We start from the raw sequence: 20,044 nt of genomic DNA, 5'->3' as shown, positions 1-20,044 counted from the left end.
GCGCCCGCGGACGGACCTCGGAGCCTGAATACGGAATCGGTCTGCCGGCCGCATTCCGCGAACGTGACAATCGATTGCGATTTTCGGTCAGTGCGTGACGACGCCGCGCTCGGCGAGGTATCGCGCGGGCGGCTTGCCCAGGGCTTTGCGGAACATGGTGACGAAGGCGCTCGTGCCCTCATAGCCGAGATCGAGCGCCACAGCCTGCACCGACGCGCCCTGGTCGAGGCGCTGAAGCGCAATCAGGATGTGGAGTTGCTGGCGCCAGCGGCCGAAGCTCATGCCGGTCTCGCGTTGCAGGATGCGGGTCAGGGTCCTCGGAGCGATGGCCATGCGGCTGGCCCACTCGTCGATCGTCGCGCGGTCGGAGGGATCGGCGATCATGGCGCTCGCGATCCTGCGCAGCCGGGCATCGGCCGGCATCGGGAAGCTCAGCCCTTCGGTGGGCGCCAGCGCCAGCTGGTCGAGCAGGACAGTTGCGATCCGCCCGTCGGGGCCGTCGGGATCATACAGGGCCGGCATCCGGGTGACGTGCACCAGCAGACGTTCCAGCAGCGGCGAGATCGATAGCGTGCAGCATTGCCGGGGCGGCCTTGGCACCGCACCCGGTTCGACGAACAGGCAATACACTTCGACGTTTCCGGCGACGCTGACGCTGTGGGGGACATTTCGGGGAATCCACAGTCCACAGCGCGGCGGCACGATCCAGACGCCCGACCCGGCCTCACAGCGGACGATGCCTCGCAAGGTCAGGACGAGTTCATCCTTGCAATGGGTGTGCATGGCCAGCTCCGTGCCCTTGGTGACCATCTCGCCGCCGAAGGCGGCGATGGCGCGCGGGACGTCCTCCGGATCGAAATCGACCGCATCATCGGGACGAAGATCGTTTTCGTTGAGCCGGAAGAAGGGCATGGCAGCGATGGTCGAACCGATGATGACTGGCTGGCTCCGGCAATATCGAGACCGAGCCGCCGATTTTCAATGCGGAAGGCGCCAGTCTCGATTGGTTCTAACGGGCCATTCCCGTCCGCCTCCGTGATCATGGCAGCTGAGGGGATCAGCGATGCCTTGCGAGGGCATCATTGGTCCCTTTCCGCCGGCCGCCTTTCGGTGTAGCTCTGCGCCCAGTCGCGAGGTGGTGGACGCCAATGCCGCCGCCGAAATCATGCAGGAGGCAGCACGGATGTACCCGAAAGTTCAGATGTTCATCGCCGGTGAGTGGACCGATGGTTCGTCCGGCAAGTCGGAGGACATCCTCAATCCCGCCACCGGCCAGCCGATCGGCAAGACCCCGCATGCCTCGCGCGCAGACCTCGATCGCGCGCTGGAGGCCGCCAAGGCGGGCTTCGAGATCTGGCGCAAGACCTCGCCGTTCGACCGCTACAAGCTGATGCGCAAGGCCGCCGACATCATCCGCTCGCGCGCGGCCGAGATCGCGCCCGTGATGACCATGGAGCAGGGCAAGCCGGTGGTGGAAGCGCAGGGCGAGACCATGCTGGCCGGCGACCTCATCGACTGGTTCGCGGAAGAGGCGCGCCGTGCCTATGGCCGCATCGTGCCGCCGCGGATGGGCAACGTCACCCAGCTCGTGACCAAGGAGCCGGTCGGCCCGGTCGCGGCGTTCACGCCCTGGAATTTCCCGATCAACCAGGCGGTGCGCAAGATCTCGGCCGCGCTGGCCGCCGGCTGCTCGATCATCGTCAAGGGACCGGAAGAGACGCCTGCGAGCTGCATGGAGCTGGTGCGGGCCTATGTGGATGCGGGCATTCCGGCCGGCGTCGTGCAGCTGGTGTTCGGTGTGCCGGCGGAGGTGTCGGAGTATCTCATTCCGCATCCGATCATCCGCAAGATCAGCTTCACCGGCTCGACCGCCGTCGGCAAGCATCTGGCCGCGCTCGCGGGCTTGCACATGAAGCGCGTCACCATGGAGCTCGGCGGCCATGCGCCGGCGATCGTGTTCGCGGATGCGGACCTCGACAACGCCGCCAAAATCCTGTCGGCCAACAAGTTCCGCAATGCCGGCCAGGTCTGCGTCTCGCCGACGCGCTTCCTGGTGCATGAGAGCGTCTACGAGCCCTTCGTCGACAAGTTCGTGGCGGCGGCCAAGAGCCTCAAGGTCGGCAATGGCCTCGACAAGGACACGCGCATGGGACCGCTGGCGAATCCGCGCCGCGTCGACGCCATGGAGGGCCTCGTCTCCGACGCGGTCCAGCGCGGCGCCAAGGTCAAGGCCGGCGGCAAGCGCATCGGCAATGAAGGCTTCTTCTTCGAGCCGACGGTGCTCACCGACGTGCCGCGCGATGCACGCATCATGAACGAGGAGCCGTTCGGCCCGGTGGCGCCGATCACCTCGTTCCGCAGCTATGACGAGGTGGTGGCCGAGGCGAACCGTCTGCCATATGGCCTGGCGGCGTATGCCTACACCACCTCGACCAAGACGATGCAGGCCATCGGTGCCGACATCGAGAGCGGCATGGTCTCGATCAACCATCACGGCCTCGCGCTGCCCGAAGTGCCGTTCGGCGGCATCAAGGATTCCGGCTACGGCTCCGAAGGCGGCCTCGAGGCGATCGAGGGCTATCTCAACACGAAGTTCGTGACCCAGGCGAGCGCGTAAGGAAAAGTCGCGCCGTCATTCCGGGGCGCGCCCCCGGAATGACAGCGGACAGAACCTGCGTTGCCCGGCAGGCGAGACATGAACAACAGCCGTCATCCGAGCAAGCGTGTATCCCTTGCCGGGATCCATATCGACCGGACCTCCGCGGTGCCGCTGCACTTGCAGATCGCGAAGCATATCCGTGACGGCATTCTGTGCGGCGCCTTTCCCTCAGGAACGCAATTTCTCGGTTCGCGCGAGATCGCGCGCGAATTGGGTTGCTCGCGGACCGTGGTGCTGACGGCATGGGAACTGCTCTACGCCGAGGGCTATCTGGAATCGACGCCGCGCGGCAGCGTCATGGTGGCATCGGTGGCGGCGCCTCATGCCGAACCATCGTCCGCCTCATCTGCGGCCAGGCCCGCCCACATGTCGGAGCGCTGGCGGTCGCTGCTGGCCTTCGACTACGAGACCAACTGGCCGTCGGAGTTCAGTCCGGGCGCGCCTGACATCTCGACCTTTCCCTTCAAGGATTGGTCGCGCCTGCTGCGGCAGGCCTGGCAGAATCCAAGAGAGCAGGAGTGCCTCGATCTTCCGCCCGAAGGCCATCCGCGATTGCGGAGCGAGATCGCGAACTTCCTCAGCTCCGTGCGCGGTCTCGTTTGTTCGCCGGACGAGGTCGTCGTCACCTCCGGCACGTCGGGAGCATTGGATTTCTGCAGCCGGATGATCCTCGATCCCGGCGACGAGGTCTGGGTCGAGGAGCCCGGCTTCGTCGAGGCGCGATGGGCGCTCACGGCGGCCGGAGCAAAGCTCGTTCCTGTTCCGGTCGACGACAAGGGACTGGTCGTCTCGGAAGGAATTCGGCGCGCACCACGCGCGCGCCTGATCGTGGTCACGCCATCGCATCAATACCCGCTCGGGATCAGCATGGGCCTGGAGCGGCGGCTCGAGCTTCTCGACTGGGCGAACAAGAACGACGTCTGGGTGATCGAGGACGACTACAATTCGGAGTTCAGGCATCAGGACAGCATGATCGCCTCACTGCGCTCGCTCGATCGCGAGGGCCGGGTGATCTACTTCGGCACCTTCTCGAAGATCATGATGCCGAACCTGCGGCTCGGGTACCTCGTCGCGAACAGGCATTTCATCGAAGGGTTCGCCAAGGGCCGCGCGCGAATCGACGTGCACACCTCCGGCATCGGACAGCTCGCCCTGGCGGAATTCATGCGGGAAGGGCATCTGCTGCGCCACCTGCGCGCAATGCGGCGGGTCTATGCTGCGCGGCGAAAGGCGCTGATCGAGGCGATCGGAGCGCTGATGCCGGATGATCTGACCGTGTCCTCCGCCGTCACCGGCCTGCACTTGGTGGCGTTGTTCACCGACGCAATGCAGGCGCGGATCAGCGATCGGGAGGCGGCCGCGGTCCTGAAGCAGGCCGGCATCCACGTGCAGCCATTGTCGCAGAATTTCCTGGAGCGGCCGACGCGACAAGGCCTGGTGTTCGGCTACGGGCGGTTGCGCGTCGAGGATGCTGCTCCGCTGCTTGCAAGAATTGCAGCCTGCATCGGCGGCGCCTCTCGCGACGCACCATCCGATCCGCGAAGTCGCTCTCTTACTGATCGTACAATAAAGAGAAGCTGAGCCGACCGCCGTGCATAGCTCATAGGCATCTGGATGTCCGTCCTGCCGATTGATCGCCTGAAAATTAGACAGCTGATCTCGGTCGCTCGGACTGCAGTGCAATAGACATCGCGATTTGCTCAGAGAAATCCGTGATGCGTCGTACGTTTCCGGCGCGGAACAGCGCGCGTTCGCGTGCTGTCTCTGCAGGCACTGCTGCACCAAAACGTGCATCCGGTGCTGTGGCGCGCTGCGCCATGGGTCTGCTGGCCCAGTGAATTGCGACAACTCTGGCCCTGTCGGAAGGCCACCGCTCTGTCGCACGCTCGCGGACGGTGGCATGACAGGGGATGCAAGATGAGCGCTCTCGGTTCGGCATTCGAGGTTGCGATGGACGGGAAGGGCCTGGCGTCCGGTTCGGGCGCCACACGCAGCTGACGCAACATGAGCTCTTTTGAAAGTCACTGGGAAGTCGGCACCGATATCGGTGGCACCTTCACCGATATCATCGCCATCAGGCGCGATTCCGCCGAAGCCCGGATTGCGAAAGTGCCGTCGCGACCGCAGGCGCCGGTTCAGGCGATGCTGGAGGCGATCGAGGCGGTGGGCCTAAGCAAGAACGAGGTCAAGCGCTTCGTCCATGGCACCACGCGCGTCACCAACGCGATCGTCGAGAACCGGCTGCCGAAGGTCGCGCTGGTCGCGACCGAAGGCTTTGCCGACGTGCTCGAGATCGCGCGCTATCGCCGCCGCGATCTCTATCGGCTCGACATTCCGCCGAAATCGCCGCCGCTGGTGCCGCCCGAACGCTGCTTCGGGCTTGCCGAGCGCCTCGATCACGAAGGCCGGGTGCTGAAGGCGCTGGAGCAAGCGGAGATCGAGCGTCTGCTGGCTTGGCTGAAGGACACCGGCGTGCAGAGTGTCGCGGTGGCCTTGCTTCACGCCTATGCCAATCCGCTCCACGAGAAGATGCTCGGCGAGCGCCTCAAGGAGGTCGTCGCCCACGTCTCGCTGTCGCACGAGGTCAACCCGGAGGCACGCGAGTATGAGCGGACTTCGGCGACGGTGTTCAACGCGGCCGCGATGCCGATCGCGGTCGAGTATCTGAGCGAACTGGAGCAGCGGCTGCCGATCGGGCCGGGATTGCAGGTGTTTCATTCCGCCGGCGCCATGATCCCCATCTCGGCGGTGAAACGTCGGCCGCTGGTGATGGCGATGTCGGGACCGGCCGCCGGCGTCTCTGCGTCCGTCAGCATCGCGCGCCAGCTCGGCACCTCGCGGATGCTGACGTTCGACATGGGCGGCACCACGACCGACGTGTGCCTGATCGTCGACGGCCAGGCCGAGATGACCGACGGCCGCATGCTCGGCGACAAGCCGCTGCGCCAGCCGATGCTCGCGGTGCATTCCATCGGCGCGGGCGGCGGATCGATCGTGCGCAACGGTCCCGGCGGCCTCACGGTCGGGCCGGAGAGCGCCGGCTCCGAGCCGGGCCCGGCCTGCTACGGCCGCGGCGGCACGGAGCCGACCATCACGGACGCCAATGCCGTGCTCGGCTATCTCAATCCCGAGACCAAGCTTGGTGACCGCATTGGCATCGACATCGAGAGCGCCAAGCGTGTCATCGAGCCAATCGCGCACGCACTGGGATTGAGCCTCACCGAAACAGCACTCGGCATCATCAAGGTCGCGAACGCGACCATGGCCCGCGCGCTTCGCCGCGTCACGGTCGAGCGCGGCATCGATGGGCGCGATTGCACGCTGCTCGCCTTCGGCGGCGGCGGCCCGATGCATGCCGCGGGCCTCGCCGATCTCTACGGGATCGCGGAGGTGGTCGTCCCGAGCGCGTCGAGCGCCTTCTCGGCGCTGGGCTGTCTCACCGCCGATTTCAGCTTCCTGCAGCAGCAGACCCTTCGCGCCGCCCTCGATGGCATCGATCTCGCCCGCGTCTCGGAACGGATCGAGGCCCTGATTGCCGATGCCTCGGCGCCGCTTCTCGCAAACGGAGTTGCGAAGGCGGAGATCCAGGTCGAGCTGGTGGCCTTGATGCGCTATGCGGCGCAGAACGACGCCATTCCGGTGCCGTTCACACTGCCGCTCGATGTCGCCAGGCTGAAGCAGGATTTCCTGACGCGGCATCACGAGTTGTTCGGCTATGCGACCAGTGAGCCCTGCGTCATCGAATCCGTGCGGGTGCAGGCGCGCCGCCCGTCGACGACGGTCGTCAGCCGGCCCGCGACGGCAGTGAGGGCGGTGTCTACTGGCACGCGCAGCTGCTCGTTCGACGGCTTCCATGACATTCCGACCGCAATCATCGACCGCGCCTCGCTCACTGAGACCGTCAGCGGTCCGGCTATCATCGAAGACGCATGGTCCACCGTGGTCGTGCCGCCGGGCTGGCAGGCAAGGCCCGATACATCAGGAAATCTGTTCCTGACGCGGAGGACAGCATGAAGCTCGATCCGTTCGTCGTCGAGGTCATCAGGCACGGTCTCTCGGCCGCAGCCGAGGAGATGAGCCTGGTGATGACGCGCTCGGCGCGCTCGCCGCTGCTTCGCGAGGCGGGCGACCTGTCGTCGGCGATCACCGACGGCCACGGCGGTCTGGTCGGGCAGGGGCGCGACATCCCGATCCACCTCGGCGCGATGGCCTACACCATCCCCGAATTGTTGAAGGTGGTGCCGCGCGACAGCCTGAATAACGGCGACGTGCTGATCTACAATGTCGGCGCGCTCGGTGGCAATCATCTCAACGACGTCAAGGTCGTGCGGCCCGTTTTCGTCGACGGCGACATCGTGGCGTTCGCGGTCAGCCTCGCGCACTGGCCCGACATCGGCGGCACCTGGCCCGGCAGCTATTTTGCCAAGGCGATCGACACGTTCCAGGAGGCGATGCGGATTCCGCCGGTGCTGATCGCGACTTCGGCCGGCGTCAATGCGGCGATCGTGCAGCTGCTCAAGGCCAATGTCCGCGATCCCGAATCCTGCGAGGGCGACCTCCTCGCCCAGATCGCCGCGACCAAGGCCGGCGAGAAGCGCATCATCGAGCTTTGCCGCGAGCACGGCAAGGCCGTCTTCATGGCGGCGCAGTCGCGCCTGCACGATCTCTCCGAGATCGAGATGCGCGCGGCGCTGCGCGACCTTCCGGACGGCGTCTATGAGGGCGAGGACTACCTCGACGACGGCAGCGCGAACAACGCGCCGGCGCGCATCCATGTGAAGATCACCATTCGCGGCGACGAGGCGTCCTTCGACCTCTCCGGCAGCTGCGACCGCGTCTCGAACTTCTGCAACACCACACCGTTCATGGCGCGCTCGGCCGTCGCCTACGCCGCGCGCATCATGAGCGGGCGCGACATGCAGCAGAACGCCGGCGCGCTCAGGCCACTGACCATCATCACGCGCCCGGGCTCGATCCTGGAGCCGGGCTGGTCGGCGTCCGTCGCGGCCGGCAACCATGAGACGTCCATGCGGATCGTCGATGCGATCTTTCGCGCCATGCAGGACACCATCCCCGAGCGCCTGTCGGCCGGCGGGGCAACCACTGCGGGTGTGCTGTTCTTTGCCGAGCCGCGGCCGAACGGATCGTGGAAGATGCTCTACGAGGTTCACGGCGGCGGCGAAGGCGCGCGCCACGATCGGGCCGGCATGTCGGCAACCCGGGTGCATCTATCCAACACCTCGAATACGCCGGTCGAGGTGATCGAAGCGAATTACGCGATCCGGCTCGAGCAGCAGGCGATCCGCCGACAATCCGGCGGCGCGGGGGCGTACCGCGGCGGCGACGGCTCGGTCCGCACCTACCGCATCCTGGCGCCTTCGATGCACCTGACCACTTGCATCGAACGGATGGTGATTGCGCCCTGGGGCATGCAGGGCGGCGAATCCGGCAAGGCATGCCGTATCTCGCTGGTCAGGCACGGCGCGAATGTCGCGATCGACGGCAAGTCGAATCTGGTGCTGCAGCAAGATGATCTCGTCACGATCGAGATGTGCGGCGGCGGCGGTTATGGCGCCGCGGCCGCAGAGTGAGGGGATTGCGATGAGCAGATTGTTGCGAACCGGGCTGAATGCAGGCGACGGCGCGCCGATGGCCGTGGTCGGCGGCGAGGGCGTCTACTTCCACCTGTCCGATGGCCGCAAGCTGATCGACGGCAGCAACACCGGCGGCGGTCTCGGCCATCGCCATCCCGCAATGGTGGAGGCGATCCGCCGCGCCGCCGACACGCCGGTCGTGAACGAGGGTTGGACCTGGGTCGGCCGCGAGCAGGCCGCGGACGATCTGATGGCGACCGCATTCAGGGGCGAGGAGGACTGGGTCGGCGCGGTGCGCTTCTGCATCAGCGGCAGCGAAGCCAACGACATGGCGCTGTCGCTCTGCCAGGCGCTGACGCAGCGGTCCGCATTGGCGACGCGCGAACGCGCCTATCACGGCATCACCGGCCTGTCGCGCAGCATGACGGTGCAGCCGCAATGGCACGGCGGGCTCGCCGTGCATGCCGGTGGCTCGAAGCTGCCGGCACCAATGGCGCCGGTGCGGATCCTGCCGGCGCCGGATGGCGCGATCTACGGCGCGCCGGCCAGCAATACGCCGCCCAGCGAGTATCTCGCGGATGCCACGCGGCTGCTCTCGGACACGGCGGCAACCATCATCGACTACACCCAGGGCGGCATCTATTACGACGGCGCCTATCAGGACGAGGTGGCGCGCTGCGCGCGGCAGGCCGGCTCCTACTGGATCGCCGACGAAGTCGTCACCGGTGCCGGGCGCGCGGGCCGCTGGTTCGCGTTCCAGGGGGCGCAAAGCCGCCCGGACATCGTCACGCTGGGCAAGTCGCTCGGCGGGGGCGCCGCCGCGGTGGCAGCGGTCGTGGTCTCCAAGGACATCGTCGAGCGGCTCAAGGGGACGAGCTGGCAGAACTACGGCACGCTGCGCGGCCATCCCATCAGCATGGCGGCCGTCAGCGCCTACCTGAAGGTTGTCACGGGCGACAAGATTCTCGAGCGTGTGCAGCAGCTCGAGAAGCTGTTCATTCGCCGCCTGCTCGCGATCGCGCAAAAGCATCCGAGCGTGCAGCGCGTCGCGGGGCAGGGGCTGCACTGGACGGTGGAACTGCACGGTCCGGATTGGCGCACATGGCGCGCCGACACCACGGAAGTGCCGATCGCCTCGCGCGTCGCGGAGCGGGCGCTGGAGGCCGGTGCGGTGATCGGCACCAGCGGCGAGCAGACCTCGCTGTTCCTGGCGCCGCCGCTGGTCATTTCCGAGCGCGAGGCTGACCAGCTTCTGGACGCGCTCGATCACGGCCTCGACATTGCCGACGAGGAGCACGGGTGAGCGCCGATCACGCACCGCCACGCCGGTCGCCGGCCTGGCCGGCCGATGAGCCCTGGCATCTCGCGATGCCGGAGGGAACGCTGTACGACGCGCTGGCGCGGGCCGCGCATGAACGGCCGTCGCATCCGGCGACGGTGTTTTACGGTGCAAGCCTGAGCTACGCCGAGCTGCGCGACCGTGTCGATGCCATGGCCGGCTTCCTGCAGGGCGTTTGCGGCGTCAAGCGCGGCGACCGCGTCATGATCGCGCTGCAGAACTCGCCGCAATATGTCATCGCCTATTACGCGGTGATGCGGGCGGACGCCGTGATCGTACCCGTCAATCCCATGAACAAGACCGCCGAGATCGCGTATCTCGCCGTGGACAGCGGGGCCAGGGTCGCGCTCATCGGGAGCGAACTGAGCGATGTGTTTGCGCCGCTGCTGGGCGAGGCCATCAGGCATGCGATCGTCGCGCAGTATCGCGACGAGATTCCAGCCGCGACGCCGTATACGCTGCCATCATGCGTGACGGAAGCGCCGGCCGAGGTGCCGTCATCGCCGGGCTGGCATTCCTGGTCGTCCGCGATCGCACAAGGCTTGCAGCCGGGTGTGATGACCGCGGGGCCGAATGATCTCATGATCCTGCCGTACACGTCCGGGACGACGGGCAAGCCCAAGGCATGCATGCATATCCATCGCAGCGCGCTGTTCACGGCGGTGTTGCAGGCGCGCTGGTATGGGCTCGATGGCAGCGCCGTGATGACCGGCTTCATGCCGCTGTTCCATGTCGCGGGCATGCAGGGCTCGATGAACGCCGCCATCGTCACCGGAGCCACGCTGCTGTTGATGGCGCGCTGGGACAAGGACTTGCTGCCGGACCTGTTCGAAACCTATGGCGCGACGTTCTGGAACGCGGCGCCGACCATGATCGTGGATGTGCTCGCAAGCGCCGGCTTCCGCGACCGTAGCTTCGCCAAGCTCAAGGTGTTGACCGGCGGCGGCGCCGCAATGCCGACTGCGGTGGCCGAACGGCTCAAAGGACGCTTCGGGCTCGATTTCGTCGAGGGCTACGGCATGACCGAGACGATGTCGCCGACGCATCTGAACCCGATGGCGGCGCCGAAACGGCAGTGCCTCGGCATCGCCGTTCACGAGACGGATGCACGGATCATCGACCCCGAGAGCCTGGTCGAGCTCGACGACAACGTCGTCGGCGAGATCATCGTGCATGGACCGCAGGTGCTGCAGGGCTACTGGAACCGGCCGCAGGCGGACGCCGAAGCCTTCATCGAACGCGACGGCAAGCGGTTCCTGCGGACGGGCGATCTCGGCTATCGCGATGCCGAGGGCTATTTCTTCGCGGTCGATCGCCTCAAGCGGATGATCAATGTCAGCGGCTTCAAGGTCTGGCCGGCCGAGGTCGAGGCCGCGATGTACCAGAACCGCGCCATCCGGGAGTGCTGCATCATTGCAGCGCCGGACGATTACCGCGGCGAGACCGTCAAGGCGCTTGTCGTGCTGGACGAGGCGGCGCGGGCAACGACATCGCCCGATGACATTGTTGGCTGGGCGCGTGGCGTGATGGCGAGCTACAAGGCACCACGCGCGGTCGTCTTCGTCGACCAGCTGCCGCGCACCGCAAGCAACAAGATCAACTGGCGGCTGTTGCAGGATGCCGAATGGGGGCGAACGGCATGAAATCTGCTTGGCTGGAAAACGGACGCAAGGCCGCGCTATGCTGCCGCTACACCCTTGAAGCTGCGATCCCCAGCCTCGCCAGGAAATTCGTGAAGAGATCAGGAAGTCGCTGATGCGCATCGTCAATGTCGCCGCCGCCCAGATGGGCCCGATCCAGAAAGCCGACAGCCGCCAGGCCGTGGTCAAGCGCATGATCGCGCTGATGGATGAGGCGAAAGCAAAGGGCGCCGACCTGATCGTCTATCCCGAATTGGCACTGACGACGTTCTTCCCGCGCTGGTATGTCGAGGACCGGGCCGAGTTCGACGTCTGGTTCGAGCGGGAGATGCCGAACGCGGCGACGAAGCCGCTGTTCGAGCGCGCGGCGCAGCACGGAATGGCGATGAATTTCGGCTATGCGGAGCTGACGCCCGACGGTCATCACTTCAACACAGCTATTCTCACCGACAAATCCGGCAAGATCGTCGGCAAATATCGCAAGGTCCATCTGCCGGGCCATGTGGAATACGACACCAAGCGCTCGCACCAGCATCTGGAGAAGCGCTATTTCGAGCCGGGCGATCTCGGCTTCAAGGTCTGGCGCGAGCTCGGCGGCATCATCGGCATGGCGATCTGCAACGACCGCCGCTGGCCCGAGACCTATCGCGTCATGGGCCTGCAGGGCGTCGAGATGGTGCTGATCGGCTACAACACGCCGTCGGTGAATGCGGAGAAGAGCGAGGAGGGCGTCGAGAAGCGTCTGTTCCACAACCGCCTCTCGGTGCAAGCCGGCGCCTACCAGAACGCGACCTGGGTCGTGGCGGTGGCCAAGGCCGGCGTCGAGGACGGCCACCCGCTGTTCAGCGGCAGCCTGATCGTCGATCCCAATGGCGAGATCGTTGCAGAAGCCAAGACGGACGAGGACGAGGTCCTGGTTCATCCTTGCGACCTCGATGCCACGACCTTCGGCAAGACCACGATCTTCGATTTCGCCCGGCATCGCCGCATCGAGCATTATGGCCTGATCACCAGCCAGACCGGCGCGGTGCCGCCGCCGGAGAAATGACGCCGATGGCCGACAAAGGCATCCCCTTGCGCGAGCTCGATCCGCGCGATCGCTACAAGCTGCTGTGCGGCGTGGTGGTTCCGCGGCCGATCGCGCTGGTGACGACGCTGGACGAGAACGGCGCGGTCAATGCCGCGCCGTTCAGCTTCTTCAACGTGTTCTCCGAAAGTCCCGCGCTGATCGTGCTCGGGCTCCAGCACAAGCCCGATCACTCGCCGAAGGACACAACCCGCAACATTCATCGGGACGGCGAGTTCGTGGTGCACATGGTGGACGAGGCGCTGTCGGTCGCGATGAACGACTGCGCGGTCGATTTCCCCTCCGGAGACAGCGAGGTCGCCGCGACGGGCCTGGCGACGCTTCCTTCGGTCGACGTGAAGGTGCCGCGCCTTGCGGCCGCGCCGTTTGCGCTGGAATGCCGGCGACATGTCGTGTTGAACTTTTCGCCGGATCGCGAGCTCCTGGTCGGCGAGGTCTTGCGGGTTCACGCCCGCGAGGGCCTCGTCGATACCGCCAACATGTATGTCGATCTCGAGGCCTACCGGCCGATCGGCCGCATGTTCGGCAATCTCTACACCACGCAGCGGGATACGTTCGCACTTGTCCGCGAGAGCCATGCGCAATGGCTCGCGCGGCAGGACGCCAAAGAGCTGAAGGACGCCTAGTGAGCCGAGAACTGCACCGTACCCAGCGCCATGGTGACGGCCGCCTGTGTCGGGTCGATCACCGGGATTTGAAGTGCGTCTTCGAGCGGACGGCGATGGCGCGCCATGCCGGCGCAGCCCATCACGATGGCGCGAGCGCCGTCCTCGTCGCGCAGCGCGCGGCCGACCTCGATCATTTTCGCCAGCGTGCCGTCGCCCGAGGCCGTCTCCGCAACGCTCATGTTCAGCGGCCGCTCGCCGGCGAGGCGGTCGGTCAGTCCCATCTGCCTGAGATAGCGCATGTGGCGCGCGATCGAGCGCTGGGCGATCGCAATCACGCCGAAGGTCTCGGCGCGGGAAAGCGCCGTCAGCACGCCGCACTCGGCGATGCCGAACACGGGGCGGTCGGTGCCTTCGCGGCAGACCTGAAGCCCGGGATCGCTGTAGCAGGCGATGACGAAGGCGGCCGAGCTGTTGTCGCTTTCGACGAGCTTTCGCAGCGGCATCGCGACGCTGTCGGCGTCCGCCTGGCTTTCGATGCCGAACGGACCCTCGGCCAGCGTCTGGCAGACCACTTCCGGCCCGCCTTCGAGGTCGAGCGGCTTCAGCGCATTCTCCAACCCTTGCGTGACCTTATGGTTGGAGTTCGGGTTGATGACGAGAATGCGCGGCCGGGTCATGATGGTCTTCCTGCAAAATGGAGATCACTTGCTTCAGGCATATCATGGAGTGCCTCATGACTGAACCAGTTTACGACCTGATCATCCGCGGTGGCCGCGTCGCCACCACCACCGACGTGTTCGAGGCCGACGTCGCCATCTCCGGCGAGACCATCGCGGCCGTCGGGAAGGGCCTTCCTCCCGCCAAGCGCGAGATCGACGCGCGCGGCAAGCTGGTGTTGCCCGGCGGTGTCGACAGCCACGCCCATATCGAGCAATTGTCCGCCGCCGGCATCATGAATGCCGATACGTTCGAAAGCGCGACGGTCTCTGCCGCCTTCGGCGGCACCACCACCGTGATTCCGTTTGCCGCCCAGCATGTCGGGATGAAGCTGCCGCAGGTAGTGGAGGATTATCACGCGCTGGCCAGGAAGGGCGCAGTGATCGACTACGCCTTTCACATGATCATTGCGGACGCGACCAGGGAGACGGTCGAGGAGCACATTCCGGCGCTGGTGAAGCAGGGCCATGCTTCGATCAAGATCTTCATGACCTACGACCGGCTCAAGGTCGATGACGAGCCGCTGCTCGACATTCTGCTCGCCGCGCGCCAGTCCGGCGCGATGCTGTGCGCGCATGCCGAAAACCACGGCATCATCGCCTGGATGGTGAAGCGCCTGCTTTCACGCGGCTACACGATGCCGAAATACCACGCCGTCAGTCACGCCCGCGTGTCGGAAGCGGAGGCCTTCACCCGGCTGATCGGCATGGCGGCGCTGATCGATCAGCCGATCATGATCTTCCACGTCTCGACCGCCGAAGGCGCCAAGGTGATCCGCGACGCGCGCGGGCAGGGGCTCAAGGTATTTGCCGAGACCTGTCCGCAATATCTGTTCCTCACCGCAGGCGATCTCGACAAGCCCGGCGCGGAAGGCGCCAAATGGATGTGCAGCCCGCCGCCGCGCACGCATTCGGACCAGGAAGCACTCTGGCAGGCGCTCTCGCTCGGCGATCTCCAGACCATCTCGTCGGACCACGCGCCGTATCGCTATGACGAGACCGGCAAGCTCCGCGCCGGTCCCAATCCGAACTTCAAGCAGGTCGCCAACGGCCTGCCGGGGCTGGAGCTGCGGCTGCCGCTGCTATTCGACGCGATGGTCTCGAAGGGTCGGCTGGGCCTGGAGAAGTTCGTCGAGCTGACCGCGACGGCGCCGGCAAAGATCTACAATCTGCATCCGCGCAAGGGCTCGATCGCGGTCGGCGCCGACGCCGACATCGCGATCTGGGATCCCAATCGCGAGGTCACGATATCAGACGAGATGATGCACGATCTCACCGGCTACACCCCGTTTGCCGGCCGCAAGCTGAAGGGCTGGCCGGTGACGACGCTCTCGCGGGGCCGCGTGGTCGTCGAGGGCAACAAGTGCCTCGCGAGCGCGGGCAGCGGAAAATTCCTGGCGCGCAGCGGCGGCGAGGCGGCGAAGCCGACCGGCCGGCTCGTTGCCGACATGGATCCCGAGCGGAATTTTGGGGCAAAACTGCTGTGACGGTGGACCGAGCGCGATGAAGATCGTCATCTTCGGCGGCACCGGCTTTGTCGGCCTCAACCTGGCGGAGGCGTTGCTCGCGCGCGGCCACGACGTGACGCTGTATGATCGTTCGCCGCCGCCGGCTGCGCAGCGATCCCTGCTGGATTCTCGGGAGCGGCTCCGCATCGTTCAAGGCGATATCACCGATGCGGCCGGTATCGATGCCCTCATCGCTGAAGGCTGGGACGCAATCGTGCTGGGTGCGGCCATCACCGCCGGGGATGATCTCGAGAGGGCGTCGCCCGCGCGCGTTCTCGAGATCAACGTCATGGCGCAGATCCCGATCCTGCAAGCGGCGATTCGTCACGGCGTTCGCCGCGTCGTCAACCTGTCTTCGGCGTCCGCCTATGGCGCCGCAGGCCAGCGTCATCAAGTCCTGGACGAGGAAACGGCCTGCGATCCCGTCTCGTTCTACGCCATCAGCAAATTCACCTCGGAGCGCTCCGTCGCGCGCCACGCCGAGCTCTTCGGCGGTGATTTCCTGAGCGTGCGACTGAGCGCCGTGTTTGGCCCGTGGGAGCGGGCCGGCGCGGTGCGCGATACGCCCAGCCTCCAATTCCAGATACTGGCCGCGTTCGCCCGCGGCGAGCCGGCGATCATGCCGGGACCAGGCGTTAAAGATTGGACCTACGCTGTCGACGCCGCCGAGGCCGTGGCTGTGCTGATCGAGGCCGAGCGGCCGCGCCATCGTCTCTACAACATCTCCAGCGGCGTGGCCTGGTCGGCGCTGCAATGGGGCGAGGCGTTTGCGGCGCTGCATCCCGGGCTGGAGTGTCGGCTGGCGGAGCCGGGCGAGAAGACCTTCATCAAGCTTCATGGTGGCGATCGCGCGCCGCTCTCCGTCGCGCGGATGGCCGACGAATTCGGCTGGCGTGCCCGGTTCGGCTGTGCGGAGTCGGCTGCCGCGATGAGCGTCTGGTGGATGCAGCACAAGGAGGGGATCTGACATGCGGCTGCAGGGGCGCACGGCCATCATCACCGGCGCGGGCTCGGGCATCGGCCGCGCCAGCGCAAAACTGTTCGCGGAGGAGGGCGCGCGCCTTGCTCTGGTCGATCGTGATGCCGCTGGCCTCGAGGAAACGCTGATCCTGGTCGGCGAAGCAACAACGCATGTCGGCGACGTCGGCGATGCCGCATTCGCCGAGACCGTTGTCGGCGGTGTCGTGGCGCGGCACGGCCGCCTCGACATCCTCATGACGGCAGCCGGCTTCTCCTGCGGCGGCACGGTGCTGACGACGAGCCCGGAAGACTGGGACGCGGTGTTCCGCGCCAATGTCGGCGGCACCTGGCTGTGGGCGCGGGCGGCGGTGCCGCAGATGCAGCGGCAGAACAGCGGCTCGATCATCACGCTGGCATCGCAGCTCGCCATTGCGGGTGGCAAGGGCAACAGCGCCTACATCGCCGCCAAGGGTGCGATCGTCAGCCTCACCCGCACCATGGCGGTGGACTTCGCCACCGACGGCATCCGCGTCAACGCCATCGCGCCGGGCGCGATCGACACGCCAATGCTTCGCCGCAGCTTTGCCCGTCACGCCAATTCAGAGGAAGTGCGTGAGGCCTCGCGCAACCGTCACGCCATGAAGCGGTTCGGCCAGGCCGAAGAGATCGCGCAGACCGCGCTGCATCTCGCCAGCGATGCCTCTTCGTTCACGACCGGCACCGTGATGGTGGTCGACGGAGGCTGGCTCGCGGCATGAGTGAGGCGCTCATCCAGCTCGAAGCGGACGTGCGCGCCGATCTCGCTCGGATCGCGCATCCCGGTGCCGCATGGCTCGAACCGAAGATCGGGCCGGACGGCAATCCTGCGCTGGATGTGCTCATCATCGGCGCCGGCCAATCCGGCATCGCCATCGGCTTCGGCCTGATGCGCTCGCGCGTCAGCAACATCCTCCTGATCGACAAGGCCGAGGAGGGGAAGGAGGGCCCATGGCTCACCTATGCCCGGATGCCGACGCTGCGCAGCCCGAAGGATTACACCGGTCCCGACCTCGACATCCCGAGCCTCACCTACCAGTCCTGGCACGAAGCCCGGTTCGGCGAGGAGAGCTGGCAGACGCTCGATCTGATTCCGCGCGCGCACTGGGCCGAGTACCTGCTCTGGCTGAGGCGCACGATCGGCTTGCCGGTATGCAACGGCTGTGAGCTCCTGGAGATTGCGCCAGCGGCAGACGGCCTGCTCGCCGCGCGCGTGAAGCATGCCGAAGGGACGGAGACGCTTTATGCGCGCAAGATCGTGCTGGCGACGGGGCAGGAGGGGATGGGCGGCTGGATGATCCCGGAGCAGCTAGCGCATCTGCCGGCAAGCTCGGTCGCGACCGTCGCCGACGACATCGATTTCGAAGGACTTCGCGGCAAGCGCGTCGCCGTGATCGGTGCCGGCGCCTCCGCCTTCGACAATGCCGCAACCGCGCTGGAGGCAGGGGCGGCCGAGGTGCACCTGCTATGCCGCCGGACGCAGATCCAGGTGATCCAGCCCTATCGCTGGCTGACCTTCCGCGGCTTCCTGCGTCATCTCAGCGATCTCGACGATGCCTGGCGCTGGCGCTTCATGCGCAAGGTCCTCGATATGCGGGAAGGATTTCCGCAACCAACCTATGATCGCTGCGCGCGGCACGCAAACTTCACACTGCACGAGGGCGCGCCGATCGAAGCGGCGCGCGAGATCGGCAAGGCCATTGAACTGCAGACGCCGCGCGGCGCCATCAATGCCGATTTCGTCATCTGCGGCGCAGGCATCGAGATGGATTTTGCCAGCCGCGGCGAGCTCTCCAGATTTGCCGGCAATATCGCCACCTGGGCCGACCGCTATCGGCCGCCGGAGGGCGAACGCAATGAACGGCTCGGCCGCTTTCCCTATCTCGCCGACGACTATGCCTTCACCGAGCGCGTGCCCGGCAAGACGCCGTGGATCTCCGACATCCATCTCTTCGCCATCGCCTCCACCATGAGTTTTGGCGCCTCGGGATCGTCGATCAATGCGATGACCACTGCGGTGCCCAAGCTCGTGAATGGGCTGACGCGCGGCCTGTTCCGCGCCGATGTCGAGCGGCACTGGGCTTCGCTCAGCGCCTACGACGTGCCGCAGGCAGTGGTTGCGCGGCCGGCGCGAAAGATGGAGGAGCAGCGATGATCATCCATGCCCCGCCGCAGCGAAGATTGGCGCGCAACTTGCTTCTTTCTTGACCAGCCTTGGCGACCTTCCTGTTCGACAATTCAAGGGAAAACGAATGCGTTTTGTGTCTTTCAGATCCGCGACCACGATCCTCGCCACCACCGCGCTGTTGCTGATCGCGACCGCGCCGTCGCATGCGCAATCCAGGGCGGAAACGCTGCGCTATGTGACCGGCGCATCGGTCAACACGCTCGATCCAAACATCCCCGGCGCGACCCGCGAGTCCTTCGGGCTCAGCATGAGCACCTACGATCGGCTGGTGTCGTTCGGTCGCAAGCAGCTCAACGGCAAATGGGTGTTCGATCTCGACACCATCAACGGTGAGCTCGCCGAATCCTACGACGTCAGTCCCGATGGCCTGAAGATCACCTTCCGCCTGCGCAAGGACGCCAAGTTCCAGGACGGCTCGCCCGTGACGGCGGACGACGTGAAGTGGTCGCTCGACCGCTGCGTCACCGCGCCGATCCTCGGCAAGGCGCAGCTGCTGACGGGATCGCTCACCTCGGCCGACCAGTTCAAGGTGATCGATCCCCTGACGATCGAGGTGACGCTGCCGAAGCCCGACAAGCTTGCGCTGCCGAATCTCGCCACCGTCTATCCGATGATCATCAACTCGAAGATGGCCAAGGAGCATGCGACGGCGGACGATCCGTGGGCGATGGCCTGGCTGAAGGAGCACACCGCCGGCAGCGGCGCCTATGTGGTCGAGAGTTTCAAGCCTGGCGAGCAGGTGACCCTCAAGCGCAACGAGGCCTGGAATCGCGGTTCTCCCAACCGGCCCGCCTTCTTCAAGCGCATCATCGTGCAATCGGTGCCGGAGCCGGCGACCCGCGCCAATCTGGTCGAACGCGGCGATGCCGATATCGTACTCGATCTCCAGGCGAGCGACGTCCAGTCGCTTGAAGCCAAGGGCAAGCTGAAAGTGGTCTCGACGCCGCAATACAACGCGATCACCTACGTCTCGATGAACAACCAGATCCCGCCGTTCGACAACGTCAACGTCCGCCGCGCCATCGCGTTCGCGCTGCCCTACGAGGACATGTTCAAGGCCGCCTTGTTCGGCCGCGGCATGCCGCTATACGGCGCCAGCTGGCCGGACGGCAAACCGCTGAACGGAATCTATCCGTTCCAGCAGCCGGTCAAGCTCGACCTCGACAAGGCAAAGGAATATCTCAAGGCTGCCGGATTCCCGGAGGGCTTCTCGACCACTTTCAGCTTCAATGTCGGGTGGGCCTCCCAGGCGGAGCCGATGGCGGCGCTGATCAAGGAGTCGCTCGGCAAGATCGGGATCAAGGTCGACATCCAGAAGCTGCCTGACGCGCAGATGTCGACGCTGATCAACGAGAAGAAGCTGCCCTTCTTCACCGAAGGCATCGTCGCCTGGCTGCCGTCGACGGACTACTTCTACCGCAACTTCTATACCGGCAATCAGCGCTGGAACTACTCGTCGATCAACAATCCCGACCTGGCCGCGATCGCGCAGGGAGCCCGCTTCGAGCCGGACAAGGCCAAGTATGAGGAGGCTGGCCGCAAGCTCAATGCGATGCATTTCGACCTGATGCCGCAGATCATGCTGTGGCAGCCAAATCAGGATGCGGTGATGGCGGCCACCGTCGAAGGCTACACCTACGAGTTCCACCGCCAGGTCGACTATCGCAACCTGAGCCGCAAGTAGCTTCCGAAAGCAGGAGAGGTGCCGA

Annotated in this window: 15 protein-coding genes; 13 read left to right on the top strand and 2 right to left on the bottom strand. The window is 65.9% G+C overall.

Annotation, left to right across the window (positions count from 1 at the left end; translation table 11 throughout):
* Window positions 1-87: 87 nt before the first annotated feature.
* On the bottom strand, window positions 88-912 hold the full coding sequence (locus XH96_RS25815; RefSeq protein WP_194388239.1) for a helix-turn-helix domain-containing protein: 825 nt from the start codon (window positions 910-912) through the stop codon (window positions 88-90).
* A gap of 271 nt (window positions 913-1,183) precedes the next feature.
* On the opposite strand from XH96_RS25815, the gene XH96_RS25810 reads away from it, so the two are divergent.
* The 8 genes from XH96_RS25810 to XH96_RS25775 all read left to right on the top strand — a co-directional run bounded on the left by XH96_RS25810 (window position 1,184) and on the right by XH96_RS25775 (window position 12,945).
* Window positions 1,184-2,617 carry an NAD-dependent succinate-semialdehyde dehydrogenase gene (locus tag XH96_RS25810; RefSeq protein ID WP_194388238.1) on the top strand — a complete coding sequence of 478 codons (1,434 nt, stop codon included), beginning with the start codon at window positions 1,184-1,186 and terminating at the stop codon, window positions 2,615-2,617.
* A gap of 78 nt (window positions 2,618-2,695) precedes the next feature.
* A complete protein-coding gene (locus tag XH96_RS25805; RefSeq protein ID WP_194388237.1) occupies window positions 2,696-4,240 on the top strand; it encodes a PLP-dependent aminotransferase family protein in 1,545 nt (514 codons plus the stop codon).
* Window positions 4,241-4,663: 423 nt separating this feature from the next.
* Window positions 4,664-6,673 (top strand): hydantoinase/oxoprolinase family protein, encoded by a 2,010-nt coding sequence (locus XH96_RS25800; protein ID WP_194388236.1) that lies wholly within the window; start codon window positions 4,664-4,666, stop codon window positions 6,671-6,673.
* Window positions 6,670-8,250, top strand: coding sequence for a hydantoinase B/oxoprolinase family protein (locus XH96_RS25795; protein ID WP_194388235.1), 1,581 nt, complete (start codon window positions 6,670-6,672; stop codon window positions 8,248-8,250). Before XH96_RS25800 ends, XH96_RS25795 begins: the two co-directional genes overlap by 4 nt.
* 10 nt (window positions 8,251-8,260) lie before the next feature.
* On the top strand, window positions 8,261-9,556 hold the full coding sequence (locus tag XH96_RS25790; RefSeq protein WP_194388234.1) for an aspartate aminotransferase family protein: 1,296 nt from the start codon (window positions 8,261-8,263) through the stop codon (window positions 9,554-9,556).
* A complete protein-coding gene (locus XH96_RS25785) occupies window positions 9,553-11,235 on the top strand; it encodes a long-chain-fatty-acid--CoA ligase (protein ID WP_194388233.1) in 1,683 nt (560 codons plus the stop codon). The genes XH96_RS25790 and XH96_RS25785 overlap by 4 nt, the downstream gene beginning before the upstream one ends.
* 112 nt (window positions 11,236-11,347) lie before the next feature.
* A complete protein-coding gene (locus XH96_RS25780) occupies window positions 11,348-12,280 on the top strand; it encodes an N-carbamoyl-D-amino-acid hydrolase (protein WP_194388232.1) in 933 nt (310 codons plus the stop codon).
* Window positions 12,277-12,945 carry a flavin reductase family protein gene (locus XH96_RS25775; protein WP_194388231.1) on the top strand — a complete coding sequence of 223 codons (669 nt, stop codon included), beginning with the start codon at window positions 12,277-12,279 and terminating at the stop codon, window positions 12,943-12,945. Before XH96_RS25780 ends, XH96_RS25775 begins: the two co-directional genes overlap by 4 nt.
* Here the strand turns inward: XH96_RS25775 and XH96_RS25770 are convergent.
* Window positions 12,942-13,604, bottom strand: a complete 663-nt coding sequence (locus XH96_RS25770) for an aspartate/glutamate racemase family protein (RefSeq protein ID WP_194388230.1) — start codon at window positions 13,602-13,604, stop codon at window positions 12,942-12,944. The two genes, XH96_RS25775 and XH96_RS25770, sit on opposite strands and share 4 nt — an antisense overlap.
* Before the next feature lie 56 nt (window positions 13,605-13,660).
* Here XH96_RS25770 and hydA point away from each other — a divergent pair, with 56 nt between their 5' ends.
* From hydA to XH96_RS25745, 5 genes are all read left to right on the top strand, one after another.
* Window positions 13,661-15,130 (top strand): dihydropyrimidinase, encoded by a 1,470-nt coding sequence (gene hydA, locus XH96_RS25765; protein ID WP_194388229.1) that lies wholly within the window; start codon window positions 13,661-13,663, stop codon window positions 15,128-15,130.
* A 16-nt stretch (window positions 15,131-15,146) separates the two neighbouring features.
* Window positions 15,147-16,118, top strand: coding sequence for an NAD(P)-dependent oxidoreductase (locus XH96_RS25760; RefSeq protein WP_194388228.1), 972 nt, complete (start codon window positions 15,147-15,149; stop codon window positions 16,116-16,118).
* A 1-nt stretch (window position 16,119) separates the two neighbouring features.
* Window positions 16,120-16,869 (top strand): SDR family oxidoreductase, encoded by a 750-nt coding sequence (locus XH96_RS25755; protein ID WP_194388227.1) that lies wholly within the window; start codon window positions 16,120-16,122, stop codon window positions 16,867-16,869.
* The gene (locus XH96_RS25750; RefSeq protein WP_194388226.1) at window positions 16,866-18,302 is read left to right on the top strand and encodes an NAD(P)-binding domain-containing protein; all 1,437 of its coding nucleotides are present in this window, start codon (window positions 16,866-16,868) and stop codon (window positions 18,300-18,302) included. Before XH96_RS25755 ends, XH96_RS25750 begins: the two co-directional genes overlap by 4 nt.
* Before the next feature lie 97 nt (window positions 18,303-18,399).
* Window positions 18,400-20,019, top strand: a complete 1,620-nt coding sequence (locus XH96_RS25745) for an ABC transporter substrate-binding protein (RefSeq protein WP_194388225.1) — start codon at window positions 18,400-18,402, stop codon at window positions 20,017-20,019.
* Window positions 20,020-20,044: the final 25 nt, after the last annotated feature.

Source organism: Bradyrhizobium sp. CCBAU 51765 (genome assembly GCF_015291725.1).
GTDB lineage: Bacteria > Pseudomonadota > Alphaproteobacteria > Rhizobiales > Xanthobacteraceae > Bradyrhizobium > Bradyrhizobium liaoningense.
Note: the sequence above shows the minus strand (reverse complement) of the source record. Positions and strands in the feature narration are given on the sequence as shown.